The following is a 23586-nucleotide window of genomic DNA, read 5'->3' on the forward strand; positions in this document are numbered from 1 at the left end:
GTCTTCATAGAATTTACGTCGAAAGACGTTTTTCTTACAAATTATAATTAGGAAAGGTTGTGACAGCACTGATGGATCACCGCCGTACGCCGCTGTTTACCGCTTTAAAAAATCACGCGGCACTCAATCCGGTGCAATTTCATATTCCGGGACATAAAAAAGGATTGGGAACGGATACCGAATTTCGTGAATTTATCGGCGATAATGCCCTCTCCATAGATTTGATTAACATCGCACCGCTAGATGATTTGCATCAGCCAACCGGTGTCATTGAGGAAGCGCAGATTCTGGCAGCCGATGCCTTCGGAGCCGATTATACCTATTTTAGTGTACAAGGCACAAGCAGTGCCATCATGACCATGATTCTGTCGGTATGTGAACCGGGTGACAAGATTATTGTGCCCCGTAATGTGCATAAATCGGTCATGTCTGCCATCATTTTCTCAGGAGCGAAACCCGTATTCGTCTCTCCTGCGCAGGATGCCAATCTAGGGATTGATCACGGTGTCACTACAGGCGCGATCCGACGTGCTCTTGAGCGTCATCCCGATGCCAAGGCTTTGCTCGTCATTAACCCAACGTACTTCGGCGTATGTACCGATCTAAAAGAAATTGTTGAACTGGCGCATAGCTATCAAGTCCCAGTACTTGTGGATGAAGCGCATGGCGTACTCATTCATTTCCATGAAGATCTGCCGCTCTCAGCCATGGCCGCCGGGGCTGATATGGCTGCAACGAGTGTACACAAGCTCGGTGGTTCGATGACCCAGAGTTCTGTACTCAATCTGAACACGAAGAATGGATATGTGAATCCACAACGTGTACAAACCATTCTGAGTATGTTGACTTCAACGTCGACTTCTTACATCCTGCTGGCTTCGCTCGACACGTCGAGACGTAATCTGGCTCTGAATGGCCATCAGATGGCACAGAAAGCCATTGATCTGGCTGAGTTTGCAAGACGCTCCATTAATGATATGGACGGACTATATTGCTTCGGCAGAGAGCTGCTGGGCACAGAGGCTACCTTTAATTACGACCCAACCAAAGTAACCATTCATGTTCGCCACCTTGGAATTACAGGCTACGAAACAGAGAACTGGCTACGTGAGCATTACAAAATCGAGGTGGAGCTCAGTGATATGTATAATATTCTGTGCCTCATCACACCGGGAGATACGGATGACTCCGTAGAAATCTTGCTGAACGCCCTGCAGGATCTATCCCGTACGTATTATCAGGTGAATCCAGCCCATGAGCTGGTGGTCAAGGTTCCAGATGTACCACAGCTGATGCTGACTCCACGTGATGCGTTCTATGGTGATACCGAAGTCATTCCTTTCAAGGAATCCGCAGGTCGGATTATTTCGGAATTCATCTACGTATATCCACCAGGAATTCCGATTCTGCTGCCAGGTGAGGTTATCACTCAGGAAAACATCGATTACATCATTGATCATGTTGAAGTTGGACTGCCTGTAAAAGGACCTGAAGACCGGAGCGTAACCAACGTGAAAGTCATCGTGGAAGCAGATGCAATATTCTAGAACAGCCACCTCTGCATGAGGTTGATCGATCTCTAAGGACCAAGCGGGATGCTTGGTCTTTTTATTTTTTCTCCACACAGACTTGTCCTGCCTTGGGCTTATGATCGCTGTATCGTTTGCATTTTTCCACCTATTCCACTATCCTTATCGCAAGAAAAAACAGCATATACACCTAATAAAAAGCAAACAAAAGGCCCCCTATAATTAAGGAGCCTTCTTGCTTTATTCCAAAAGGATGACTATTCTTGGCTTGCAACGAGTTCGTTGTACGCCGCTTCAACACGGGTCCACTCTTCTTCGTCTTCAATATTGTAGAGCACCATTTCCTCGTCTTCTTCTTCCATACGCAGAATGATGCCGTCAGCTTCAGGATTGTTACGTTCCAGCAGGAGCGCATAAACATGCTTCTCCACGTCAAACGTCTCCACCAAAACCATCTCCACGTCATTTCCGTTCTCGTCTGTCAGTGTCAGAAGAACTTCTTCATGCTCGTGGTCGTGGTCGTGGTCTTGACCGCATCCGCAGGCATCGCCGTGTTCATGTGTGTGATCGCTCATTGATATACCTCGCTTTATAAATAGAAATTGTGTAACCTTGCATATCGTAACATGTTCATTGGTCCAGGTCAATTTAACCGACAAGGTTATTTTTGCTTCAATCGTTCAGCGCGGTAATGATTTTCTCGGCTGCCAGTACATAATTACTGTTTGCATTTTCTTTAATATAAAAACCGACTTGATACTTGCCAGCTCGGCTGAAATCATACGTAAAATCGTACGTTCGGAACCAGAAGTTATCCTTCTGTGTCTTAAGCTCCTGAGACTGAATATCCTTAACCTCACCACTTGGATTGGTAATCGTCACCTTCACGGCAGCTATATCTGTTGTCAAACTGTCGACTTGTGAGAACACATTAAATTTCAACTTACCCACGTTCACGTTGCCAAACACGGTATCTCCCTTGAAGAGAAAAATATGTACATTCGGTTTGATAACCGTTACTCTCTTGTTTGTGGTATCCCATCTGGCGATTCCGCCCGCTTCTCTTACAGGTACATAGGTCGTTCCGTCGATCAGATAACCACCGTCAGCTGCTTCCTTGCCGTTAATGAGAACCCGAATCTTCTCGTTCACTGAATCTGCAAACAATAAAGACCCGCCGAGCAAGGAGAATACCGTGACACACAGCAAAATTCTTTTCCATTTCATTCCGTCAATATTCCCTCCCCTGCTGCTAGCTGTTGTACATTTATACTGCAGGTTCATCCACAAAGTTGCGCTGTTTTTCATCATTTTTCATTTTTTATCCAGAATATTTTCCACCCCTTGGAACGATCAAAAAGAGGCGTTCCCTGTTAAAGGACGCCCCTATAGTATAGTTGTTGGCAATACGTAATTATACGAACTTCTTGTAGGTCAAACTTATTATGAAGCGGACTACGAAGTATGACGAGTCAATATACAAGGTACGCCCTTGCCTACAGCTCCATCGGTTCGCATCCGTGCTGCATAATCCATTCCTCGTGTACAGGGGGTCTTGCAACGCTCACATACATCCGAAGTAACCAATTTCATGGATACACGAAGTTTGTCACTCTTTAACGCGGGAGCCTTTTTTCCCTTTGCTTTTGCCATCCCGGATTCCCCATTTCCCCAATTGCTTGCTGATGTAATGCATCATATGGGGATTCGCCCGGTTGTGTGTCAAAAGCAATAAACTTCGTGCATGATATCGTTTAAATGAAACCGCCGTTTGTACGCAGCGTCTGTCCTGTAACCCATTGCGACTCTTCACTGACAAGGAAAGAGATCACATTTGCAATGTCCTCCGGTTCACCTAGACGACCAAATGCATTCATTTTACGTAGCCCTTCGAGCTGTTGCTCCGTCTTCCCTACAGAAAACAACTCGGTATTCACCGGGCCTGGTGCAACAGCATTAATAGTGATTTGTCTGGAGCCAAATTCTTTTGCAAGCTGACGAGTAATCTGTTCAACTGCTCCTTTGGTACCTGCGTACACGCTGTATCCCGGAAACATCTGTCCGGTTACAGAAGTGGAGAAGTTAACAATTCGGCCCTGCTCCTCCATGTGTTTCAATGCTTGCTGACAAGCAAAAAATGTACCTTTCACATTGATGGCAAACTGCTGATCGAATTCTTCCTCCGTCACATCTGCCAAAGGCGTTGTCTTCATGATGCCTGCATTGTTGATCAGAATATCAACTTTTCCAAGCTGGCTAATCGTTTCGGAAAATAAACGCTCCACATCTTCCTTTCGGGCAAGGTCAGCCTGAACGGTAATGGCACGGACTCCTTTTTGGCGAGCAATATCTGCCACCTGCTCTGCTTTGTCTGGGCTGCTCGCGTAGTTAATGACGACATCCGCGCCCAATTCAGCGAGTTGCTCTGCTATAGCACGTCCGATCCCCCGGGATGAGCCAGTTACAATGGCTACTTTACCTGCTAGCTTTTTCATTTACGATTACTCCCTCTCTTGTTCAAAATGTAATAATCCCTTTTCTATCAACAACCATACCTGTGCAAATTCCGCATCAATTGTAGGGCTCTGCCATTCATAGGCGTGTGCCGGATGATGAAAACGGGCTGTAGCTTGAAGGATCGCCGTTGCAACCACGTCTGGGTTGTTAAATTGGAAATGGTTCTCCTGCTGGATAATCTCACTCAAATGACGTACAAGATGTTGCACATGTTTATTGATAATATCTGCGGATTCCTGAGTTACCCGTGCGTACATCTCAAACAACTCTGCATCGGATTCGGCATAATGACGTTTACGAGCAATTAATGCTTCTATATATACTTTCAGATGACGTGTTCCCTCTCCGTTATAACTCTGATCCTTAGTTATTGCCGTCAAAGGCGCAATAATCTCATCTTCGAGCCATTGTGCGGTCACGCCTTCAAGTAATTCTTTCTTGCTTTTATAGTGCCTGTAAATCGTACCGTGACTAACTCCAAGCAATTTAGCGACATCCGTAACAGATGTTTTGGCAACACCGAAGCGCCGGAGAGTTTCCTGCGTTGCTCCAATAATTTGTTCCTTGGTTAAAAATTCAGAAGTTTTGTCCTTTTCCATAATAATTAAGATGGTTACACCATCCTCAAGTCACCTCCGTTGAAATTAGATTAACACAGCGAATAACAAATGACAAATATTTATTTTTGTCATTTGTTATTCGCTTGATGATTTATATGTAAGAGCGTAAAGAAAAAAAGAGCCCATTTAATATGGCCCTTATCCAAAGTTTTAATGTTTCTCTTTTTCTAGAAAACGAACTTAAACAATACGAAGATTACCGCAAGAATCCCAGCGAGAATTAGCCAGTTGCTAATTTCCCACCAAATGCTTTTCCCTCCGGCTAAAAGCTGTTGTTCATTTTCTTCATGGCGCTGTTTGTGTGTATGTGATTCTGAGGCATGGGGCGGCTTGCTAAAGTCCATCATATACATTCCCCTTTCCAGCAGCTTTAATCTTATGGTTCCATTATAACCCATAAATAAGCATAAATTTATTAATTTTCAAAAAAGATGCTATTTCCATACAACAGTAGAGGAAGCGTGTCATTAATCCATTGTTCCATAGGCACGTTCCGACCCTGCAGGTTCCATTGATAAGCCGCGCCATACATCCCCCAGCTTAACAGAACTGCTGCTGTCTCTTTACGAGAGTTCTGCCCCGGTGTGGAGGTTTTCTGACGATTCAACAGTTGCAAAATAATAATCTGGATTTTTTCTCTAATTTGAAGTTCCAGTACGGTTCCCAGTGACCTGTAACTTCGTTCGCAGCGAGTACTGACTTCAGCATGAAATTCACACAGGGCTGTTAATATTTTTCTCAAAACTTCTTCATTAAATGTATCACCCTGATCCATTCGATCATTCAATTTCTCCATGAATGAATACGTAACGGTCGAATCCAGAATGGCAAATTTATCGGTGAAGTGTGCATAAAATGTGGCTCGATTCACCGTAGCTTTTTCGGTAATATCCCCCACGGTCAGAGAATCAAAGTCCTGATGCTGCAATAGGGATAGGAACGCATCCTGCAGGAGCTGACGTGTCCGAATGACACGAGGATCCTGGTTATTTTTAATCGTCATTCGAACGTCTCCTCGCCTTTTGTATAATGTTCGCAACAAAAATATAGGAACTGTTGTCTACGCAACGATTCTGCATTTTTGCTGATTGTAAGCCTGATTGGATTAGTATAGCATGCTTAACAACAAGCGTTGTTTACATTACTTTAGTTGTCTAGTCTACTATTTACAATCTAAGAATGAAAAGGAGAAACATGATATGAAAACCATCGTCATTGTTGGCGCAGGCCCCGGACTCGGGATGGCTATAGGACAGAAATTTGGACAAAACGGATTTCAAGTAGCTCTGGTATCACGACACCAAGACAAACTCGATAACCTGGCAGCCCAGTTAAAATCAGAAGGTATTGAAGCATCCGGCTTCGCAGCCGATCTATATAACCCGGAACAATTGACACAAGCTTTTGACCAAATCAAAGAGAAGTACGGTTTTATTGATGTGCTCGAATTCAGTCCTACTGTTGGACAGTTCCCTCCGACACCTGCCATGAATGTTACTGCGGATAATGCATTGGATCAGTTCCAGGGTCTGGTACTTGGTGCAATTCATAGTGTGCAACAGGTATTACCAGCTATGCTGGAACGTCAGACTGGAGCGATTCTGTTCACCACTGGGCTTTCCGCTATATATCCAATTCCGATGATGGGTAACGTGGGGATTGCTTTGGGCGGATTACGAAACTATGCCAACAATCTGCATACGGACCTCGCTCCGAAAGGCATTTATGTGGGTCACCTCTCCTTGGGTGTATTCATCAAGCCGGATACACCAACAGATCCTAAATACATTGCTGACGCTTGGTATGATATGTATGAGGAGAAAGATAAAGCTGAGGAAACATTCCCGGTTGGTGTTACTCCAGAAACGATTGTCTGGTAACTGGAGATTTTCAAAAGATAGTTTTGCGTTGTTATATATAAAACCACCCTTTTCACTTAAAAAGTGAGGAGGGTGGTTTTGGTAATCACATAATGACTAACACAAGTTATACGCATGGATGTGAGGCTTAACAACTATTACTTCAGGCACTTACTTCAAGCTCTCTCATTTAGCAGACAATTCTTCTTCCATGACCCATTTATGATTCTTCACCGGATCTCCGCCTGTGGTCGGGGTATAATCAACCATATATACCGTCGTTTGCTCAGCGGAGTCAATCGTTGCCTTAGCACCTTTCATTCCTGGCATGTGGTCAGCGTTCAGCACAACCTCTGCTCCTGCTGCATACGGTTGATCCGTATGGTCCTGAATTTCCTCTTGAATGACCCATTTATGATTTTTTACAGTGTCTCCCCCTGTAGTTGGTGTATACGAGACTGTATAAGCTGTTGTCTCATAGGCTCCCACAATTGTTGCTTCTGCACCCTTCATTCCGGCCATATGGTCCGTACTCAACACGACATGGCTGCTCACTGGATATGTAGGATTTTTCTTTTCCTGAAGTCCTTCCGGTAATTCTCCCGAATCCGAGTGGTGCATCTCTCCTGTGCTCGCTGCATGACTGTCACTACTGCTATTATCCTGCTCAGCATTCTTGCCACATCCACTTAACATCAGACTGCCCGTGATCACCGTAGTCAGCAATATTATTGCATACTTTTTCATGAGTTGCACTCCTTTAAACTTTCGATTTCTACACCTATAATATACCCCATATGGGTATATTTCAACCGTAATTGATTTCTTTATCTATTATTTGGTTGGTTATCGCTGCAGAATTAAGAGCATATCAAAAAAACCTCCGATTTTTCGGAGGCCTTCAGTTTTTAGAAATTATTTTAAATACATGCTTCAGACTTCAACACGAAGTTCGAAACGAAACCGTTCGATCGACTCAGCTCAATAATTAGGCTAGTCCCACGGTAACATTGACGTTCCCTTTGATTCCTTTGGAATATGGGCAGTAGTCATGCGCAAGTTTCACAAATTTCTGTGCTGTCTCCTCATCCAAACCCTCAATTTTAACTTCAAGTTCCACTTCCAGTTTCACACCATTATCCGTAGGGTCCGTCACAAGCATAACCGTAGCCGATACTGTGCTTCTCTCAATTTCGACTTTGTGTTTCTTTAACTGAAATTCCAGCGCTGAATTAAAGCAAGCACTGTAGCCTGCTGCAAACAATTGCTCTGGATTCGTAGCTGTCGTCACTTTGCCTCCCAGTTCAGGTGGGGCAGCGACATCAAGCATAAATACGTTATCTGGCGATTGCACAATCCCTTGACGTCCACCTGTATTGATAACTGTAGTTTCATATAATGTTTTCATGAGTATTGGCTCCTCTGTAATTTAGATTTTATTTTGTGAAGATGATGTCTCTTTTGTTTTGCTAACAATTATATTGTACACAATTTAATTGTGTTTGTAAATCATTATTATAAAATTAAAAACAACCATTCCCTCTTGTAATAGCAGGAAATGGTTGCTCCGTAATTGATAAATATCTATCACTGATCCAAAAGTTGAATCTACCTAATATAGTTTAGCTTTTACATTTTCTTCTCAAAGCCCTCCATCGGTGCAAGTGAATTCTGGTAGTCAGTCCCTTCCTGACTGTCGGTAGTAAAGTGCATGACCTCCCGAAACGAACCTTCCAGATAAGTCTGCATCGCCAATGGAATGCGCAACTCATCCATATCCGACGGGGATATTTGGTAACGAATGCTGCCAAGGTCACCTGCTTTCACCTTCTGTACCCATTTTGGCTCACGAATCAATTCCCGTCCGAGTGCAGCCAAAGTTGCCCCGGCGTTGATGACCTCTTCCGCGTCTTCCGGCCGCTCAATCGATCCGATGCCAATCAGAGGTTTTTTGTGATCCAAAACTCGGACGAATTTAGTCAAGATTGGCTCTTTATCATGTGGGTGGTTTAAAGATGTTCGTTTGTAACTTCCCATCGACAGATGAATGTAATCAACCCGAGTGTCTGTCAGCGCCTGGGCAAACGCCAAGGAGTCTTCGAGCTGAATGCCCGGCATATGAATTTCTTCCGGTGAAATCCGGTAACCGAGGATAAAGGGTTTATCCGCATGAGCATCGATCACCGATGCAACCTCCTGAATGACTGCCAGCGGAAATCGCATACGATTTTCAAAACTGCCACCCCACTGATCGGACCGTTGATTGGAATTGACGGAGAAAAATTGCTGCAACAGATATGTGTTGGCCCCGTGAAGCTCTACCCCGTCAAAACCAGCTTGAATGGCTCGTAAGGTTGCTCTGCCGAAGTCCTTAATAATGTTTTCGATTTCCTCAGGAGTCAATTCACGCGGCGTCTCCGAGCCGATTGGATGAGCGGCAGCGATTGCACTCGCACTGGTGGGTTGTACACCTCTTAGCGTTTTGGAGTTCGTTTTGCGCCCTGCATGAAAGATTTGCACAATGGCTTTCGTTCCGTCTTTCTGAATGGCTCTTGCAATTTTGGACAGTCCTTTGATTGTAGAATCACTTGCGATGGAGAGCTCACCTTCGAAGCCTTTTCCCCCATCGGTTACGTACGCAACACCTGTAATGATCATTCCAGGGCCTCCAGCCCGTTCGGCATAATAATCGACTTCATCATTGGTGATGGAACCATCGAAGAAACTGGACATTGTTGTCATTGGCGCCATGACCACTCTATTTTTCAACGTAAAACCATTCGCAAATGTATAAGGCTGCAAGAAATTACGATTACTATTTTCCATATATATTCTCTCCTTTTATTAGGCATGTCCACCCTTGTCTCTGTTTCATGAGTTATTGTATAGTAGGGTGAAAAAAGAGTATAGTATGCACTTAAAAGGTAGATACTAACTAAAAGGAGAGTGGAATATGGAAATTGCTGAGGAAGTAAACGTTAAACCATTTTCACATGCCATGTCGTTGATCGGTGGAAAATGGAAAATGCATATCTTATTTTGGTTATGGAAAAAAGAAACATTGCGATATGGAGAACTGAAAAGAGCTTTGGATGGAATTACGCATAAAATGCTAAGCTCTCAACTGAAGGAACTAGAAGCCGACCAATTAATCATCCGTACAGAGTACCCACAATTACCGCCAAAAGTAGAATACTCTTTGTCTCGTGAAGGATTAACGCTGATGCCCGTGCTGGAGATTCTCTGCGATTGGGGTAGACAGAATCTTGCTGATTTGCAGAAGAATTAGTCAAACTGCTGCAAGCTTTATGTATATTCTCAGTAGAATACTACAAGTGGAGCAGTACGTGAACTGAATTTACTTGTTGGAATTTTAAAGTGCTCGCAATCATTATGGAGAGCATCTTTTGGGGGAGTAGTGTAGTTTAGTTTTAATCTTCTGAACTCTCAAGTAAAAATTTTCCGATAATATTCTCGTTGCTATCGTACAAGTTTATATACTTATCGACTTTTAGTTCATTCATACTCTGAATTGCTTCTTCGGGAGTTTGTGGCAAATCTTGATTCATATCTGAAGTCTTGATGTAACCTTCCGTTCCGTTTACACCTATAGCCTTAACTAAATCTATTTCTTTTCCATCATGATAAACAAATGAACCATATGTTTCACCTTTATCATTGATTTCCATTTGATCTTCAGAGGGACTAGTATTAGCAGATGCAGCTCCCCATCCATAGACACCTATTCCAATCCCTAAAGCAAAAATCACACCAACTGTAATTAATTTTAGTGATTTCGTTCTCATAAGAATATCCTCCTAAAGTTGAATGATTAGTGTTGTTTTATTCAAGTTATTTTTGGTCTGCTTGAAAATGCACCCTGATCTTTACTTGAGAAAAACTTTGTTTGTAATTTTAATTTCCCTATATATAAATGAACACTTACAATCAGGGAATGTTACACAGTGAGAAAACTTTATATATATAATCAGAACGCCGGTATTCTGCAATTGTTCATTTTAATTCTGCCGGTGCTGGATCGCTGCATCATAAGCAGTTATTTTCTCATTATGGAGGCTTTTGACGGCAAATAGTCGATTTATAATTATTTCTGCCAAGTGATTAAATACTTTTGGTTTCTGTTGGAACATTCCAATAATTAAATTTCACGGAATGCGACATACGCATGCAAAAGAAACAGCTGAAAAGTTAAACACTGTTCTTTTCGGTTAACGTAAAAAATACCAACTCACAGTTAATGTGACGTTGGCATTTTTTTAACGATAATCAATAACAGAACTTGTAGAAAGCAATTTAATTAACGAGATACTTAGCAAAATAACATGATCTTGACCAAAAATTGACCATTTCTCTTTAATGAACACAAAATTATAGTGTAGTTTCTTCTATAAGGAAAAGAAGCCTTGCTCTGCAAGGCTTCTCGCGTATGATCTGTAGTGGGCTCGAACCACTGACCCCTACCCTGTCAAGATAGTGCTCTCCCAGCTGAGCTAACAGATCATGATATCTGATTGTTTTCCAATCGAGTAACAGTATCATACCAAGTAACCGTGTTCATTGTCAATCGTTATATTGGTAATATTTTATTTGAATTGGTGCACAATAAAGGAATGATTACCATTTTGATGACGAGGTGACTTCCATATGAGGAACATGAAAGAACGTAAGCTGCGTTTATTTATCATAGCCAAAAACTTAGCCTGTTTGATTGCGCTTGTTGCATTAATATACGTTTCTGTCGGTTGTAGTTTGGAACGGGATGAACATACAGTACAATTCCAACAGTTAAAAGAGCCCCATGAGGTGAATGATGATCTGCCCGTTTGGCTGGATGTGTATTCCAAGTCTGTTGTGCATGACGTTTACTCCCCACAAGGCAATGTTGAAGTCTTACCCTGAGGAACATCAAATTGCATTTCACTCGTCTTCGTCCCACTTTTTGGAGTACGCCTTCTTAGTCACATAATACAACAAAGCAATCATTCCTGCCGCCATCAAAAGGGTGATTGCCATCACTCCTGCCATACCCATGGTGCGCCCCTCCTCTCCCAGTATGTTCCAGTCTTAACTATACAGGAAAAGCATTTTTTTGTATAATTCAGTCTGATAGCGTAGAGCAGAAAGAAGGTATGGAATTGGCAGCTGAGATTAGTTATGTAACGACTGAAGAACAACTCCAGGAAGCATTGGATATTCGCAATCATGTTTTTGTAATCGAGCAGCAGGTGCCTGCTGACATTGAGATCGATCAATATGATATCATCAGTCCTGATGTGCATCACGTATTGTTGAGTAAAGATGGACAGGCTGTAGCCACAGGGCGTCTGATCTATTACACCAAGGATACCGCCAAAATGCAGCGTATCGCTGTACTCAAATCTCATCGTTCGTTCGGTTACGGACGTGTGCTTCTGTTAGCCATGGAAGAACGAGCACGCGAATTGGGATTGGCCTACTCTGTTTTGGACGCACAATGCCAGGCGCAGAAGTTCTATGAGAAGCTCGGATATGAAGTGATCTCGGAAGAGCCTTTTTATGATGCAGATATTCTGCACGTTCGTATGCAAAAGAGCCTGTAAATAACCTCAGCGTGCGATATGAAGCTATGTTGTGCATACTTTTTTTTGATCCGGACAGGCTAAAGAGGTAACCAGATTCCTATTTGGTCAGATAAGGAGAGTGTGACATCATGGATCAAACGACACGCGAAAGCTTCACAGCAGTACAAAAAAATGGTGACGGCGATCTGACGGCGTTTCAAACTTCATCCGGACGTGTGCTGGATTACCAACAAGCACTGGCAGAAGTAAAAGCAGGATCAATTGCAGGTGTGAATGTCTTTAAAGGCAAAGACGGCGAAATGTACATTCGCGGTGACGCAGACGGCGACCCAACCAATAACCTTGATCAACTTCCTATCTTCTAATAGATGTATGCTGATTAACATGGCGCCAATCCGGCATTCCGGGTTGGCGTTTTTTACGTTTTAATATTCGGTAAAATATTTCACGGCATCGCCAGCAGGCTGGCTTTTGCGAATGGGCTGTGATTCCTGCTCCCATGCTTGCAGAATTAGTATGCCTTCCAGCGTAGACTTGTTCTCCCACACAATATGCTGCCTGCGCTCAAGCTCCAGCAGTGACTCATGAATGAACGCCTTGGTTCTGCCCGTCTTATTCTCCAGCTCATCCATTCGTGGTACTCGACGACGCTGCCCCGCATAATTAACAATAATACGCAAAATTTTGCGTTCAAAATCATTCAGCATATTTCTTCCTTCCCTTCCTTATGGAGTACGGGACGCCATGCAAGAATACCTTGTTCAAGAAATGTTCGGGGTGCCCCTTCTTTCCCTGCGGATGCTCTAATCTTACCTTCCCGTACACTGTTGATTCGAATCTGCCGCTGTGTAATATGCCCTGCACGATCCATGTAGACGAGCTCCACCATCTGACCAATATATTTCCCTAGCATAATCATCCCTCCAATAAGAACATGTGTTTGTTTTATTATTATATGCGAACATAAGTTCTTTATTCAACAACTAAAAAAAGGATTTTTTTGAAATAAAAAAACCAGACTCACTCCCTCTCATAGGGAAGTCTGGTTCCTATCCTGCCTTGCTATGCAGTGCATGTTCAGTTCAACGTCGATCCGATTCCGTGAATTGTACTTTTTTCAGCTGCTGGGTAGACGGATTAAAATCAACATTCACAAATACAGCAAATTGTTTACCGTCTTTGTTACGTACCCATAACTTGAACTGTTCACGGGATTGGTCTGCTGTTAGTGAGGTGCGACCGATGTGTTTGTAATCCAAAATATCCACGTTGTACTTGGTTTGTGTTTCTTTCACTGCAATGATTCCCCACTTCGCATAATCCGGAATTGCAGTTGCTGAACTTGTTGCTAGTCCACTTAAACTTAGTATCACCGTCATCAGGGCTACGATGAGCATTCTCATATCATTCACTCCTCGGGACAATGTTTACGTTAGCCTGCCCTGTAGAAGTTTATTTTACACCAGTAGACGAAGGATAAACGTAATCGGTTGCTGGAGCGATTGAATCGTACTGATCGCCATCTTATACCGTTCGATTGGTGATTTGAAGCTTATCCCCCAGTCATCCTCCAATAAAAGATTACGCGGTGGTGGATCTTCCGGCTTTTCCAAACCGTACTTTTCTATAAGCTCATCTTTTCTTTGTTGATCCAACTCACTCGGATAATCTGCATATGCTGCCGTAACATCGCTACATCCAAAAACGACAAGCAGCAGGATACCCCATCCTACCATAATCCAACTTTTGCGCACTCTCAGTTTCTCCTTCATTTAAATCAGATAATGACAACCATACTTAACTTCATTCGTCCTGATTGTACATAAATAACACGGGATTGGAAATAACAAATGTAGACTTAACTACATACGCCTTAAGCCTCAATTGCAAAATTATGGGTTTAGCGTATTCGATAAACGTGTAATAGGCCATGACAGAATCAATTCATTATTCTGAACAATCATTTCGAGGAGGTTACACCGAATGTTCAAACGTATGGATGAAATCGCAATTGAAATCCCTAATGTCGAGAGACCGGACCCGAATGCAGCGGCAGCGATACAAGAATTGCTGGGTGGTAAATTCGGAGAGATGTCAACGTTGAACAACTACCTCTATCAATCCTTTAATTTTCGCTCCAAAGAAAAATTGAAACCCTTCTACGATCTGGTGATGAGTATCACCGCCGAAGAATTGGGTCATGTAGAGCTTGTGTCTCATGGCATTAACAAATGCCTCAGAGGTTCCACTGATTACAAAGAGCCTGACGATACACCACTTGGTTCCGTGAAGGATGCGCGTCTATCCTATCATTTCCTGGCTGGCGCACAGGGAGCAATGCCTTTCGACTCCATGGGCAATCCATGGACAGGCGCCCATGTTTTTAACAGTGGAAATCTGGTCGAAGATCTGCTGCATAACTTTTTTCTTGAATGCGGAGCACGTACACATAAAATGAAAGTTTATGAAATGACCGATCACCCCGCAGCCCGGGCAGTTGTTGGCTATTTGCTGGTACGCGGCGGTGTGCATGTGGTCGCTTATGCTAAAGCGCTTGAAATCGCAACCGGAGTGAATGTAACCAAATTGGTGCCAATTCCCTCCTTGAGCAACAAATCCTTTAACGAGGCTTGGAAATACGAAGAAAAGGGCCTACACACTAAGCTGTATACCTATAGTGATAAAGACTTTACTGCAATCAGTCAGATCTGGAAAGGAACACACCCCGAAGATGGACAACCGCTGGAAGTCATTCAAGGCGTACCTGAAGGGTATCCGATTCCTGAAGCTCCTGCGGTGGAAGAAGAATTCGCACCAGGTATTTCGCAGGAAGACTTCCAGGAAATTGCACGTCGTCTGAAGATGGCGGGAAATATTGCGGATTAAGAAAGCTTTGTTGTAGTGGATGTATTAGTTGTTGTTGATATGGCATGAAAATGGATTAAGCCCTCGGATCTTGCTGCTTCAGTGGCAGGATCGAGGGCTATTATTGATATATTAAAACATGGATTTAATGCTGTTGATGAACTTTTGCCCTGTGTTTGGCTCTGTCAATGCAATGTCCCACATCACTATATTGGTCACCGGATTTGAACCATCGGTTATTACTTTTATAGTCAGTTCATTAACTCCCTTTAACGGAGTTTGAAAAGAGTCAGGATGGTTCTCCCCGCTGTTTGCTGATACAACCAAGGAATAAATTTCTGTGCCATCGGCGATAAAGCTTATTGTAATAGTCTCATGGCTTGTTCTTCGGACAACATCGTCCGGTATAGCGAAATAACCTTTCATATTTTTGTATTTTTTATTTAAGAGATATGAAAACTCATTCGTTTTTTGTTTTTCTCTACTGTACAGATTGATTTGAGGCTCGACATTTGTTTGTCCTACTGTAAAACTGGAGAGTTCTTCATCCCATACTACAGCCCCATCGCTCGAAACAAGTTCATTCAGTGCAACACTTTTTCCGTCAACGTTATCTAAATAATGATTGAGGCCGCCAACAACAGTGATCGTACCTATTGAAAAAATAATCGCTGTCAGGAAGATTCGAATAAGTCCTTTTAATGTATTCCGATGATGCTTTACTATCCGCTGTGCTCCATATCCAACGGCAGCCCCTAAAGTATTAATCAGGATATCGTCTATATCAAACGCACCTAAACGGGAGATCATTTGCACTGTCTCTAACATCGTAATGCAGAGAATGAATATGCTGATAAAGCGAATAAACCCACAGCGAAAGAGGAGCGGAATGACCATCCCGAAGGGGATGAATGCTACAAAGTTCCCCATTTCAAAAAACCATATCTTAAAATCTCTCCCCATTGGAAAATGTAAAGGAATTCCTTCAGGGGTGAAGCTGTATCGCCAGCCCTGATCAGGACTGGCCGAGCTTCTATCGAAGCCCAGGAATAAGAAATACAATGTTAAACAAGTATACAACGATAACAATACAATGATGAATTTTCTTGACTTTCCTTGATACAAAATCAAAATCACACCTTCTTTTTTCAATAAACTTCTACATCATCAAATCATTCCTACACTACAATTTGCAGGACTCACGTTGACTCATGACTCATCACTTCGATCAGCATGTTGGCCCCCAGTCGAAATCCCTGAACAAATGCAGCTTCGCTATGCATACCATCACATTGACCACACAAGTCAAACAACTGTTCTAGCTCACGGAATTCTCCCTCGCTCAATCGATTCTTCCATTGTTCCGTCAGAGACGCAATTTGCCGCCCTAATAATTGGTATTCAGGATGTGTCGGCATCATCGTCTCATCCGGGCGAAGTCGCCCGCTATAAAGTGCTTCCAGAATTGAATTCATGTGCATCCTCCCAGAAATGGATTCGCATCGACTTGAATGAGCGTTCTGCACATGGTAGGATATTTATGCAGTCAGCTCATTGATAGTGATTGCGGGATAGGAAGCAGCGCTGTTCTTCGTGGGACGAACGCTGCTTTCTTTTTTTTATTTTTGGAGTTCGTCGTAAATCTTCTCAATCCCTTTGCGAACGATGTCTGATCGGTTCGTATTCAGCTTCTCAGCCGAAGCATCGAGCTTGTTCATAATTTCATCATCGACACGTATCTCGATCGTCTTGCTTTTGGGTTTGTCAGATTTAGGACGCCCCATCTTTTTGGAGGACATCGCTTCACCTCTTTTTTTGTCCTGACATTAATGTATTATTGTCAGGACAAAAAGTCAATTCATTTGTAAAACATACGTTCTTTATTTTGTGGCTTCCAAATTAAATACATGTAGATCGTCAGTTCAACTCAGAAAAAATATCACTCATGTTATATGTAGCTATGACTTGTACTTTAAAGTACGGATCTGTTTTTGACAAAAAAACAACCCTGAAAGGCATTAAGCCGTTCAAGGTTGTTAAGGGCTGCTCCTCAATATGAACTTTCCTGAATCACTGAACTGCTTGTTATTGTATTTTATTCAGCAATGGTATTATAACCTCATCCAATTTCTCAAGCATCTCATCCTCCGTAGGATTTTCTAATATTCTTTCTAAATCGCCCTTTAACATAATCAAATATTTAGAAGGCAATCTACTAATTAGTCCCGTCAGCATAAAATATTCCCATGTAGAGTCTCTTATTTTAAATACATTTTGAATATGAGGAATAAGTTCTTCTCCAAATCTTAAAAGTAAATCTTCTACGGATCTGAAAATGGGCCAATTCCCATCCTGCAACCACTCCGTAAGCTCAGGAATGATATCTCGCAACTCTTCATTACCTAATTCACTTAACTTACGCACCGCTTCAAAATCAGACTTGTCGCGGGGAAGCCATTCTCTAACATTCAGACCTATCTCCTCTTTTCATCCAACATTGAAATCCTACATCCTTACTCCTGCTCCCCTAATGGCTCAATGTCTTCTACTTTTACTTCTATTGGATCCTGAGTATCCGACGTTGACATTGCATCTCGCATACGAATGGTCCATGTTCCTATATCCTCATTAAAATCGACATTCTCAATTACAGGAATACGTACTTGCTCTCCGTCTGATGAGTACAATCCAGCCCGGATGGCATCCGCCTCACTCATATGAGCACCATCTGGGGTGGCCGGACAGGATACAGCAATCGTTTCCGCTCTGGCCTGACCGGGATAGGGCTGATTTTCCGGGCTGCCATCCGTCCAGATTCTCAACATAGGAGCCGATCTGCGGATTAGGCGCATTGGAGAACCATTTTGCCGGATAATACCGACTTTCTCCTTTGTTCGCACCGAAGTCTTCATATGCAGGATCAACCACTAGAATGGAATTGCCTTCGCGGGCAACCACATAACCAGTGAATCCATCTTCACTTGGTGTATTCGCTTGAGTTTGAACTGAATTACAATCGATATGTCCTGAACATCCAGTAAGGCATACGATCAGGATTGAGAGCGATATCAGAACTCGACGAAGATGGGACATATGTAAATCCCCCTTTATTAACACCTATTTCTACCTTCAACGTTCAATATATGCTGATTGTTGCATGCAAACATACGTTTATCATAATCATGCGGGCAACAAAATCACTTCTTCCCGTATTGCTTGTACCAGTACCTCCCCCAGATCACTAATGCCACGCATAACAAGAGGGCACAGTATGCCCAGGTAAAAAACAAAGCCAGTCCCAATCCAATGTTGGCATCCAGCCGCTCTACACCCCACTCTGTATACATCGCAAAGCCCAAAGGTACAGTCCCTACAACAAATAATCCAATCAATAGTCCTCCCCAACGTCTGAAGACGGATTTGGCTCCTTCCTTCGAATTCTTTCTAATACCTTGCACCAAGATGGTTAGAATCAAAATCAATATGAGCCAAGTCATGAGAATTTCCAGCATAATGTTCATAACGTTCGCCTCCTCCACTTAGAATCGTTTTATTTTTGTACAAAGGATTTCCGCCTGTTTGTCCATTGTACTGCCAACCCGCTTTCGATAAACTGATCACATTCGAACTAAATTGATAATGATTATCATTATCTAATAAGTAACCTATGCGGGAGGAACCATAACGATGAACGCAACACGTAAGCTCGGTACCCTTATACTCATGATTACCCTGATTGGTGCACTGCTATCTGCCTGTGGCAGCAAAGCAGAACCACCCACTACGACCGCTGAAGCAGAATCAGGTGAATCGACCACCTCAACTCGAGCGCAGTCCGAACAAAGTGAAACCAAGAGTTACACCGACTCCCTGGGCCACACGGTAGAGATTCCGGTCAACGCGAAACGTATTATTTTCACAGGCAGTGATCTGGGAGATTTGCTTGCCCTGGATGTTAAACCAGTAGGTGCAGCCCTAGGCATCATTGGTGATCAGATCGCTTATCCCGAATTGCTGGATGGGATTGAAGATGTAGGCGACTTGCAAGGCGATCTGGAGAAAATCACTTCATTAAGTCCTGATCTGATCCTGCTGGATGCTGGCGGCAGTTATTATGAAGAGAACCAATATACTTTGTTATCGAAGATTGCTCCGACAGTAACCTATGACCGTCTATCAACCAATGAACGTGTGAAAGTCTTCGGTGACATTCTAGGGAAAGAGCAAGCAGCCGAGGAATGGATTAAAACCTATGCAGAGCAATCCGAGCAAGTACGAAATCAGCTTGATTTGCCCACAGGTGTAACCGCATCCGTCTTTCTCCAGCTTGGCAAAGATATGTACGTGATGGGCAACAGCGCACTTGCCGAAACTGTGTATGATACATTGCAATTCACCCCTGCTCCCAAAGTTAAAGAATCCTTGATTGATAAAAATGAACGTTTTGCCAACATCTCCAGCGAGCTGCTGCCGGAATATGCAGGTGAATACTTGTTTGTCCTCACGGATCTATCAGAGGAAGAGCGAAATAACAGTGACTCCATCATGACGACCGACATCTGGAAGTCCATCCCGGCTGTTAAAAACAATAAAGTCTACTATCTTAATACCAAGTGGAACTTTGATGATCCGATTACCAAAGAACGACTGATGGACGAACTGCCTTCCATACTAGGAAAATAACACATCAATTCAAGAAGCGTTAGGATCTTCAGGATAAACCATTTTGCTAGAGAAGCATTATCTGTAGGGCTACTGCCCTCCACTCATGACCGGTGCAGTTCCTGACACACAGGAGCCTCCGGTTATTTGCCATTGAAAAAAAGTGCTCCTTTATATACAATCAACTATAATTGATAACTATTCTCAATAAATATGCTATGAAAAGAGGATTCCGTGTTGAGACGACCTACCCAGAATACTCCGGATCTTCTGTCCCTATCCTATGCCAACTCGCGATCCCATTTGCTCAGCAAACTGCTGACACCGAGCATCTCCTCCGTTCTTGAAAAGCATTCCCTGCTCTCGTTTACTTCGGGAAAAGGAACTTTATATGTACAGGACATCCCTGTACCCGTCAAAAAAGGAACCACCATGCTCCTGCATCCCCAGAGTCAGATTCAATTAACCGGTGATGGACAGTTAGACGGAATCTATATCTCTTTTGACGTGTTTGCCAGAGGTAGCAAGGAACCGGCATCTGCCTTGGACCGTCTTTTTCCTTACGGACAGCCTATACCTATTCGTCCGTTCTCTCAATATGTTCATTTGCTTGAACAACATGTTGGATTTGGGGAAAACGCATCAGATGAGATGCAACAGTTCAGACAACAGATTATTTTACAGGAAATGATCGTGCTTCTGCTGGAAAATGCTCAAACTGTTCGCAAAAGTACTCATCCAGACGAATCGGTGCGCGCCACCATTCAATACATTGGGCGGCATTACACAGAATCAATTACAGTTGAACAGCTTGCAACTCAGGCCAGTATGGGACGCTCACAATATAGTTCACGATTCCAGAGCATAACGGGATATAAGCCGCTGGACTATATTACCCGCTTACGAATCGAACAGGCCAAGACTCTGCTGATGCGCACAGATGATCCTTTACGTGAGATCGCTCGCAGCGTAGGGTTCAGCGATGAGTACTATTTCAATCGGCGATTCAGCCAGATGACGGGGTTTTCACCCAAACAATATGTTCGTCAGCATCGAAGCGACAGGAATTTCTTATCCACTTGGAACGTATCCCGAACTTCACCTGACTCTGACTCGGAAAACATATCGTCCGCTTCCCCCTCACTGGCACCATCCGACTCAGAGAATGCACCTAATGCAACTAATGCACTTGTTTCATCCTTTCCATCAATTCTGCCCGTTGCTGTTAACCCTGTGCAGTCTAAACCGACAACACACTCTCCCAAAATTGTCACGATGGGCAGTATGGTCGGACACATGCTGACACTGGGAATTCGGCCCGTTGGCGCAGAGCTCACCATTATCCGTCATCAAGTCGTGTACCGGAACCAACTGCAGCACATTGAAGATGTGGGTGTAATCAACAATGCTTCCGCTATCGCTGGTCTGGAACCTGACCTTATTGTCTATGAGCACCGTTCGGACGTGATGAGAGAATTGCTTGAGCAGGTGGCGCCCACATTGACCATCAATCCGGCAAGCAATACAGCCGAGCAACTGCGCTGTATTGCCAAACATGTGGGTGAAGAGCAGAAAGCGGAACAGTGGATTGCCCACTATGAAGAAAAACACGAACATATGTGGAGACGCCTTGGCGGAAGTACAGGCACGGGAGAAACAGCAAGCGTGCTGCTTGAGCTGGATGGAGAGTGGTATGTGATGGGGGTTCAGGGGTTCCCACTGACACTCTATCATCCCCTTGGGTTCAGCCCTCCCGATACCGTGGCTTCCCTGATGAAGAACGATGTTCGTTTTCTCAAAATTCAGAAGCATGAAGTGGCCGACTATGCAGGTGACCGCCTGTTCGTATTAACCTCCAGCAACCGTCGTCATGACGCCCATCTGCGACAACTTCTCAATCAGACCAGCTGGGCCGAGCTACCCGCCTCTGTTCGTGCACACACGTATACTACAAACGCCAAATGGAACTTCGATGACCCGATCACAAGAGATCGTTTGCTCAAAGTCATGCCACGTATTTTAAACCATCCGCTGACTTAGTTTGCATGATTCAGTTCTCTTGCCAGCTGGCACAACGTGATATTAAAAAGTAGAAAAGACGCCTTTGCTTACTCAGGATCATGAGTAGACGAAGGCGTTATTTTTTACTCCTTATGCAGCTTTCTTATATTACGTTCACAAACTCTCTGTTACGTTCAGGCACCGAACTGTGCATAATGCAGACGACTGTATACTCCACCTGCTTCAAGCAATTCTTCGTGTCTGCCCTGCTCAGTAATCCCTTGCTCGGCAACAACAATAATGCGATCCGCATTTTTGATCGTAGCCAATCTGTGGGCAATAACCAGGGTAGTCCGTCCTTCGGACAATTCCGCAAGGGATTGCTGGATCGCTGCTTCTGTCTCAGTATCCAATGCAGATGTAGCTTCGTCCAAAATTAGAATCGGAGGATTCTTCAGGAACATACGTGCAATGGACAAACGCTGTTTCTGTCCGCCGGACAGTTTCACACCGCGTTCACCAATTAACGTGTCCATTCCTTCCGGCATGGATGTGATCAGTGTTTCCATCTGTGCACGACGAGCTGCCATCCAGATTTCTTCTTCTGTTGCATCCAGCTTGCCATACGCAATATTCTCACGAACGGTTCCATCGAACAGGAACACGTCCTGCTGAACAATTCCGATCTGACTGCGCAATGAATCCAGCGTCATGTCTTGAATCTCCTGACCATCGATCGTGATGCGACCTTCCAGCACATCATAGAAACGAGGCAGCAGACTGCACAGCGTTGTTTTCCCTGCACCCGATGGTCCAACAAGGGCCACTGTTTCACCAGCGTGAATATTCAGATCAATCCCTTTCAGAACAGGCTCCTGATCCGAATAGCCAAAGGTCACCTGCTCATATCGGATATCTCCACGCAGATGAGATACCGTAGTGGCACCCGGTCGATCTTCAACGTCCGGCTCCATATCGAGCAATTCCGTATAACGTTTGAAACCCGCAATCCCTTTTGGATACGTCTCAATAACGGAGTTGATCTTCTGAATGGGTGTAAGAAACACATTGGACAGCATAATAAATGCAATAAATTGACCATAGCTCATACTGCCTTGAATGACAAACCATGTGCCGCATACCAGTACAAAGAGGGATACCAGCTTCATCAGCATGTAACTGATGGAAGAGTTCCAGGCCATGATTCTGTACGCGATCAGTTTGGTTTGACGGAAACGGCTGTTGTTTACAGCGAATTGTGCTTTTTCATGCTCTTCATTAGCAAAAGCCTGAACCACGCGAATACCACTTACATTGTTTTCTACACGTGCGTTGAAATCTGCTATATCTCCGAACATTCGGCTAAATGCCTTGGACATCTTGCTGCCAAAATACAAGGATAGATAAATAATGAGCGGCACGATAATAAATGTTAACACGGCCAGATTTCCGTTAATGCTCATCATGATGCTGAATGCACCGATCAACGTCATTACTGCGATAAATACATCCTCCGGACCATGATGGGCAATCTCGCCGATATCCATCAGGTCATTGGTCATACGAGAAACCAGGTGTCCGGTTTTGGTATTGTCAAAGAAACGGAATGATAACTTCTGTACATGATTGAAAAGTGCCTTACGCATATCGGTCTCGATATTAATACCAAGCTTATGTCCCCAGTATGTAACAACAAAGTTGAGGAACGAGTTTAATAGATAAATCGCGAGCAGCGCAAGACATGCCCATAATATCCAGTCCCAGCGTCCCCCTGGCAAAAGGTCATCCACGACTCTATTGACTGCCAGCGGGAAGGCCAGTTCTAGCAGAGCTACGAAAATCGCGCAGCTAAAGTCCAGAATGAACAGCTTTTTGTAAGGCCTGTAATAGGCAAAGAAACGGCGAAGCATGGACTGAAGTCCTCCTTATAGCAACCATACAACATGATTGC

The 23586-nt window shown here is 43.6% G+C and carries 33 protein-coding genes and 1 tRNA gene; 10 read left to right on the forward strand and 24 right to left on the reverse strand.

The genetic code is table 11. The features are described from left to right. Nucleotides 1–71 precede the first annotated feature (71 nt). Complete coding sequence (locus tag BUA17_RS25215) at nt 72–1547, forward strand: aminotransferase class I/II-fold pyridoxal phosphate-dependent enzyme (protein ID WP_063565751.1); 1476 nt, start codon at nt 72–74, stop codon at nt 1545–1547. A 239-nt stretch (nt 1548–1786) separates the two neighbouring features. Here the strand turns inward: BUA17_RS25215 and BUA17_RS25220 are convergent, their stop codons facing one another. The 7 genes from BUA17_RS25220 to BUA17_RS25250 form a co-directional block, all read right to left on the reverse strand. Next, nucleotides 1787–2104, reverse strand: coding sequence for a DUF1292 domain-containing protein (locus BUA17_RS25220; protein ID WP_063565566.1), 318 nt, complete (start codon nt 2102–2104; stop codon nt 1787–1789). 97 nt (nt 2105–2201) lie between these two features. Further along, nucleotides 2202–2756 (reverse strand): hypothetical protein, encoded by a 555-nt coding sequence (locus tag BUA17_RS25225; RefSeq protein ID WP_063565565.1) that lies wholly within the window; start codon nt 2754–2756, stop codon nt 2202–2204. A 228-nt stretch (nt 2757–2984) separates the two neighbouring features. Then, nucleotides 2985–3182 carry a hypothetical protein gene (locus BUA17_RS25230; protein WP_072735367.1) on the reverse strand — a complete coding sequence of 66 codons (198 nt, stop codon included), beginning with the start codon at nt 3180–3182 and terminating at the stop codon, nt 2985–2987. 101 nt (nt 3183–3283) lie between these two features. Next, nucleotides 3284–4024: an SDR family oxidoreductase gene (locus BUA17_RS25235; protein WP_072735368.1), complete on the reverse strand. Its 741-nt coding sequence runs from the start codon at nt 4022–4024 to the stop codon at nt 3284–3286. Nucleotides 4025–4030: 6 nt separating this feature from the next. Beyond that, nucleotides 4031–4645, reverse strand: a complete 615-nt coding sequence (locus BUA17_RS25240; RefSeq protein WP_072735369.1) for a TetR/AcrR family transcriptional regulator — start codon at nt 4643–4645, stop codon at nt 4031–4033. A 188-nt stretch (nt 4646–4833) separates the two neighbouring features. Further along, a complete protein-coding gene (locus BUA17_RS25245) occupies nt 4834–5013 on the reverse strand; it encodes a hypothetical protein (protein ID WP_064636548.1) in 180 nt (59 codons plus the stop codon). 68 nt (nt 5014–5081) lie between these two features. Next, nucleotides 5082–5669: a TetR/AcrR family transcriptional regulator gene (locus BUA17_RS25250; protein ID WP_072735370.1), complete on the reverse strand. Its 588-nt coding sequence runs from the start codon at nt 5667–5669 to the stop codon at nt 5082–5084. A gap of 196 nt (nt 5670–5865) precedes the next feature. Here BUA17_RS25250 and BUA17_RS25255 point away from each other — a divergent pair, with 196 nt between their 5' ends. Further along, nucleotides 5866–6546, forward strand: a complete 681-nt coding sequence (locus tag BUA17_RS25255) for an SDR family NAD(P)-dependent oxidoreductase (protein ID WP_072735371.1) — start codon at nt 5866–5868, stop codon at nt 6544–6546. 165 nt (nt 6547–6711) lie between these two features. On the opposite strand, the gene BUA17_RS25260 is transcribed toward BUA17_RS25255, so the two are convergent. The 3 genes from BUA17_RS25260 to BUA17_RS25270 form a co-directional block, all read right to left on the reverse strand. Beyond that, nucleotides 6712–7272, reverse strand: coding sequence for a YdhK family protein (locus tag BUA17_RS25260; RefSeq protein ID WP_072735372.1), 561 nt, complete (start codon nt 7270–7272; stop codon nt 6712–6714). Nucleotides 7273–7513: 241 nt separating this feature from the next. Continuing rightward, entirely contained in the window at nt 7514–7933 is a 420-nt protein-coding gene (locus BUA17_RS25265; protein ID WP_064636540.1) for an organic hydroperoxide resistance protein, read from the reverse strand. 221 nt (nt 7934–8154) lie between these two features. After that, nucleotides 8155–9351: an NADH-dependent flavin oxidoreductase gene (locus BUA17_RS25270; RefSeq protein ID WP_072735373.1), complete on the reverse strand. Its 1197-nt coding sequence runs from the start codon at nt 9349–9351 to the stop codon at nt 8155–8157. Nucleotides 9352–9478: 127 nt separating this feature from the next. Between BUA17_RS25270 and BUA17_RS25275 the strand changes: the two genes are divergently transcribed. After that, nucleotides 9479–9814, forward strand: coding sequence for a winged helix-turn-helix transcriptional regulator (locus BUA17_RS25275; protein WP_063565556.1), 336 nt, complete (start codon nt 9479–9481; stop codon nt 9812–9814). Nucleotides 9815–9956: 142 nt separating this feature from the next. Here the strand turns inward: BUA17_RS25275 and BUA17_RS25280 are convergent, their stop codons facing one another. Continuing rightward, nucleotides 9957–10331 (reverse strand): hypothetical protein, encoded by a 375-nt coding sequence (locus tag BUA17_RS25280; protein ID WP_072735374.1) that lies wholly within the window; start codon nt 10329–10331, stop codon nt 9957–9959. A gap of 159 nt (nt 10332–10490) precedes the next feature. Between BUA17_RS25280 and BUA17_RS31915 the strand changes: the two genes are divergently transcribed. Continuing rightward, nucleotides 10491–10619, forward strand: a complete 129-nt coding sequence (locus BUA17_RS31915) for a hypothetical protein (protein WP_280174373.1) — start codon at nt 10491–10493, stop codon at nt 10617–10619. A gap of 354 nt (nt 10620–10973) precedes the next feature. Here BUA17_RS31915 and BUA17_RS25285 read toward each other — a convergent pair. Further along, nucleotides 10974–11046: transfer RNA gene (locus BUA17_RS25285), tRNA-Val, on the reverse strand. A 144-nt stretch (nt 11047–11190) separates the two neighbouring features. Here BUA17_RS25285 and BUA17_RS25290 point away from each other — a divergent pair. The 3 genes from BUA17_RS25290 (at nt 11191) to BUA17_RS25300 (ending at nt 12472) form a co-directional block, all read left to right on the forward strand. Further along, on the forward strand, nt 11191–11445 hold the full coding sequence (locus BUA17_RS25290; protein ID WP_063565554.1) for a hypothetical protein: 255 nt from the start codon (nt 11191–11193) through the stop codon (nt 11443–11445). A 236-nt stretch (nt 11446–11681) separates the two neighbouring features. Further along, complete coding sequence (locus BUA17_RS25295; RefSeq protein ID WP_063565750.1) at nt 11682–12125, forward strand: GNAT family N-acetyltransferase; 444 nt, start codon at nt 11682–11684, stop codon at nt 12123–12125. A 110-nt stretch (nt 12126–12235) separates the two neighbouring features. Further along, the gene (locus BUA17_RS25300; protein WP_063565553.1) at nt 12236–12472 is read left to right on the forward strand and encodes a DUF3892 domain-containing protein; all 237 of its coding nucleotides are present in this window, start codon (nt 12236–12238) and stop codon (nt 12470–12472) included. 60 nt (nt 12473–12532) lie between these two features. On the opposite strand, the gene BUA17_RS25305 is transcribed toward BUA17_RS25300, so the two are convergent. The 4 genes from BUA17_RS25305 to BUA17_RS25320 form a co-directional block, all read right to left on the reverse strand. Further along, nucleotides 12533–12814 carry a hypothetical protein gene (locus BUA17_RS25305; RefSeq protein ID WP_063565552.1) on the reverse strand — a complete coding sequence of 94 codons (282 nt, stop codon included), beginning with the start codon at nt 12812–12814 and terminating at the stop codon, nt 12533–12535. After that, nucleotides 12808–13020 (reverse strand): hypothetical protein, encoded by a 213-nt coding sequence (locus tag BUA17_RS25310; RefSeq protein WP_064636528.1) that lies wholly within the window; start codon nt 13018–13020, stop codon nt 12808–12810. Before BUA17_RS25310 ends, BUA17_RS25305 begins: the two co-directional genes overlap by 7 nt. Before the next feature lie 169 nt (nt 13021–13189). Further along, entirely contained in the window at nt 13190–13510 is a 321-nt protein-coding gene (locus BUA17_RS25315) for a DUF3889 domain-containing protein (RefSeq protein ID WP_064636525.1), read from the reverse strand. A gap of 54 nt (nt 13511–13564) precedes the next feature. Continuing rightward, nucleotides 13565–13861, reverse strand: coding sequence for a hypothetical protein (locus tag BUA17_RS25320; protein ID WP_072735375.1), 297 nt, complete (start codon nt 13859–13861; stop codon nt 13565–13567). Nucleotides 13862–14090: 229 nt separating this feature from the next. Between BUA17_RS25320 and BUA17_RS25325 the strand changes: the two genes are divergently transcribed. Further along, nucleotides 14091–14993 carry a manganese catalase family protein gene (locus tag BUA17_RS25325; RefSeq protein WP_064636522.1) on the forward strand — a complete coding sequence of 301 codons (903 nt, stop codon included), beginning with the start codon at nt 14091–14093 and terminating at the stop codon, nt 14991–14993. 111 nt (nt 14994–15104) lie between these two features. Here BUA17_RS25325 and BUA17_RS25330 read toward each other — a convergent pair whose 3' ends face one another. The 7 genes from BUA17_RS25330 to BUA17_RS25355 all read right to left on the reverse strand — a co-directional run bounded on the left by BUA17_RS25330 (nt 15105) and on the right by BUA17_RS25355 (nt 18493). Beyond that, nucleotides 15105–16124, reverse strand: coding sequence for a VanZ family protein (locus BUA17_RS25330; protein WP_244552224.1), 1020 nt, complete (start codon nt 16122–16124; stop codon nt 15105–15107). 47 nt (nt 16125–16171) lie between these two features. Further along, entirely contained in the window at nt 16172–16447 is a 276-nt protein-coding gene (locus BUA17_RS25335; RefSeq protein ID WP_063565546.1) for a DUF6809 family protein, read from the reverse strand. Between the two features lie 144 nt (nt 16448–16591). Continuing rightward, nucleotides 16592–16771, reverse strand: coding sequence for a ribbon-helix-helix protein, CopG family (locus BUA17_RS25340; protein ID WP_063565545.1), 180 nt, complete (start codon nt 16769–16771; stop codon nt 16592–16594). 286 nt (nt 16772–17057) lie between these two features. Then, a complete protein-coding gene (locus BUA17_RS25345) occupies nt 17058–17450 on the reverse strand; it encodes a DUF5071 domain-containing protein (RefSeq protein ID WP_079694232.1) in 393 nt (130 codons plus the stop codon). A 35-nt stretch (nt 17451–17485) separates the two neighbouring features. Then, nucleotides 17486–17689: a hypothetical protein gene (locus BUA17_RS30995; protein WP_139295731.1), complete on the reverse strand. Its 204-nt coding sequence runs from the start codon at nt 17687–17689 to the stop codon at nt 17486–17488. Then, on the reverse strand, nt 17682–18065 hold the full coding sequence (locus BUA17_RS31000; RefSeq protein ID WP_139295732.1) for a hypothetical protein: 384 nt from the start codon (nt 18063–18065) through the stop codon (nt 17682–17684). Before BUA17_RS31000 ends, BUA17_RS30995 begins: the two co-directional genes overlap by 8 nt. 104 nt (nt 18066–18169) lie before the next feature. Next, nucleotides 18170–18493, reverse strand: a complete 324-nt coding sequence (locus BUA17_RS25355) for a hypothetical protein (protein ID WP_240321449.1) — start codon at nt 18491–18493, stop codon at nt 18170–18172. Nucleotides 18494–18659: 166 nt separating this feature from the next. Between BUA17_RS25355 and BUA17_RS25360 the strand changes: the two genes are divergently transcribed. Together BUA17_RS25360 and BUA17_RS25365 are read left to right on the forward strand one after the other, a co-directional pair. Next, complete coding sequence (locus BUA17_RS25360) at nt 18660–19655, forward strand: ABC transporter substrate-binding protein (protein WP_072735378.1); 996 nt, start codon at nt 18660–18662, stop codon at nt 19653–19655. Nucleotides 19656–19871: 216 nt separating this feature from the next. After that, a complete protein-coding gene (locus BUA17_RS25365; RefSeq protein ID WP_072735379.1) occupies nt 19872–21674 on the forward strand; it encodes an AraC family transcriptional regulator in 1803 nt (600 codons plus the stop codon). 155 nt (nt 21675–21829) lie between these two features. Here the strand turns inward: BUA17_RS25365 and BUA17_RS25370 are convergent, their stop codons facing one another. Continuing rightward, entirely contained in the window at nt 21830–23545 is a 1716-nt protein-coding gene (locus tag BUA17_RS25370; protein ID WP_063565539.1) for an ABC transporter ATP-binding protein, read from the reverse strand. Between the last annotated feature and the right edge of the window lie 41 nt (nt 23546–23586).

The organism is Paenibacillus sp. ov031 (genome assembly GCF_900143165.1).
Classification (GTDB): domain Bacteria; phylum Bacillota; class Bacilli; order Paenibacillales; family Paenibacillaceae; genus Paenibacillus; species Paenibacillus marchantiae.

Coding starts and splice junctions, on each gene's coding strand:
- BUA17_RS25215 (WP_063565751.1), top strand. CDS start 72: ATGGATCACCGCCGTACGCCGCTGTTTACCGCTTTAAAAAATCACGCG.
- BUA17_RS25220 (WP_063565566.1), bottom strand. CDS start 2,104: ATGAGCGATCACACACATGAACACGGCGATGCCTGCGGATGCGGTCAA.
- BUA17_RS25225 (WP_063565565.1), bottom strand. CDS start 2,756: ATGAAATGGAAAAGAATTTTGCTGTGTGTCACGGTATTCTCCTTGCTC.
- BUA17_RS25230 (WP_072735367.1), bottom strand. CDS start 3,182: ATGGCAAAAGCAAAGGGAAAAAAGGCTCCCGCGTTAAAGAGTGACAAA.
- BUA17_RS25235 (WP_072735368.1), bottom strand. CDS start 4,024: ATGAAAAAGCTAGCAGGTAAAGTAGCCATTGTAACTGGCTCATCCCGG.
- BUA17_RS25240 (WP_072735369.1), bottom strand. CDS start 4,645: ATGGAAAAGGACAAAACTTCTGAATTTTTAACCAAGGAACAAATTATT.
- BUA17_RS25245 (WP_064636548.1), bottom strand. CDS start 5,013: ATGATGGACTTTAGCAAGCCGCCCCATGCCTCAGAATCACATACACAC.
- BUA17_RS25250 (WP_072735370.1), bottom strand. CDS start 5,669: ATGACGATTAAAAATAACCAGGATCCTCGTGTCATTCGGACACGTCAG.
- BUA17_RS25255 (WP_072735371.1), top strand. CDS start 5,866: ATGAAAACCATCGTCATTGTTGGCGCAGGCCCCGGACTCGGGATGGCT.
- BUA17_RS25260 (WP_072735372.1), bottom strand. CDS start 7,272: ATGAAAAAGTATGCAATAATATTGCTGACTACGGTGATCACGGGCAGT.
- BUA17_RS25265 (WP_064636540.1), bottom strand. CDS start 7,933: ATGAAAACATTATATGAAACTACAGTTATCAATACAGGTGGACGTCAA.
- BUA17_RS25270 (WP_072735373.1), bottom strand. CDS start 9,351: ATGGAAAATAGTAATCGTAATTTCTTGCAGCCTTATACATTTGCGAAT.
- BUA17_RS25275 (WP_063565556.1), top strand. CDS start 9,479: ATGGAAATTGCTGAGGAAGTAAACGTTAAACCATTTTCACATGCCATG.
- BUA17_RS25280 (WP_072735374.1), bottom strand. CDS start 10,331: ATGAGAACGAAATCACTAAAATTAATTACAGTTGGTGTGATTTTTGCT.
- BUA17_RS25290 (WP_063565554.1), top strand. CDS start 11,191: ATGAGGAACATGAAAGAACGTAAGCTGCGTTTATTTATCATAGCCAAA.
- BUA17_RS25300 (WP_063565553.1), top strand. CDS start 12,236: ATGGATCAAACGACACGCGAAAGCTTCACAGCAGTACAAAAAAATGGT.
- BUA17_RS25305 (WP_063565552.1), bottom strand. CDS start 12,814: ATGCTGAATGATTTTGAACGCAAAATTTTGCGTATTATTGTTAATTAT.
- BUA17_RS25310 (WP_064636528.1), bottom strand. CDS start 13,020: ATGCTAGGGAAATATATTGGTCAGATGGTGGAGCTCGTCTACATGGAT.
- BUA17_RS25315 (WP_064636525.1), bottom strand. CDS start 13,510: ATGAGAATGCTCATCGTAGCCCTGATGACGGTGATACTAAGTTTAAGT.
- BUA17_RS25325 (WP_064636522.1), top strand. CDS start 14,091: ATGTTCAAACGTATGGATGAAATCGCAATTGAAATCCCTAATGTCGAG.
- BUA17_RS25335 (WP_063565546.1), bottom strand. CDS start 16,447: ATGAATTCAATTCTGGAAGCACTTTATAGCGGGCGACTTCGCCCGGAT.
- BUA17_RS25340 (WP_063565545.1), bottom strand. CDS start 16,771: ATGTCCTCCAAAAAGATGGGGCGTCCTAAATCTGACAAACCCAAAAGC.
- BUA17_RS30995 (WP_139295731.1), bottom strand. CDS start 17,689: ATGAGTGAGGCGGATGCCATCCGGGCTGGATTGTACTCATCAGACGGA.
- BUA17_RS31000 (WP_139295732.1), bottom strand. CDS start 18,065: ATGTCCCATCTTCGTCGAGTTCTGATATCGCTCTCAATCCTGATCGTA.
- BUA17_RS25355 (WP_240321449.1), bottom strand. CDS start 18,493: ATGAACATTATGCTGGAAATTCTCATGACTTGGCTCATATTGATTTTG.
- BUA17_RS25360 (WP_072735378.1), top strand. CDS start 18,660: ATGAACGCAACACGTAAGCTCGGTACCCTTATACTCATGATTACCCTG.
- BUA17_RS25370 (WP_063565539.1), bottom strand. CDS start 23,545: ATGCTTCGCCGTTTCTTTGCCTATTACAGGCCTTACAAAAAGCTGTTC.